We start from the raw sequence: 291 nt of genomic DNA on the forward strand, positions 1-291 counted from the left end.
CGTAACAAGGTAACCGTAGGGGAACCTGCGGTTGGATCACCTCCTTACGAAGTGCTCGTAAGTGTTCACACAGATTGTTTGTTTATCGAAAAATAGTTAAGTCCCCTTCGTCTAGAGGCCTAGGACATCGCCCTTTCACGGCGGTAACAGGGGTTCGAATCCCCTAGGGGACGCCATAAAATGTGATGAAGCTATTTTTCGAAAAAAAATTATGTTTGTATTTATTTGATATTCGAATGAATAGAAAGATAAAGCTCTTTAACAATTAGGAACAAGCTGAAAGAAACGAGT

1 tRNA gene is annotated in these 291 nt (G+C 40.9%); it reads left to right on the forward strand.

Annotated elements, in window-relative coordinates:
- Positions 1-100 precede the first annotated feature (100 nt).
- A tRNA-Glu gene (locus H3U96_RS11135) sits at positions 101-176 on the forward strand.
- The last annotated feature ends 115 nt before the right edge of the window (positions 177-291 follow it).

Source organism: Gilliamella sp. M0364, assembly GCF_016100565.1.
Lineage (GTDB): Bacteria > Pseudomonadota > Gammaproteobacteria > Enterobacterales > Orbaceae > Gilliamella > Gilliamella apis.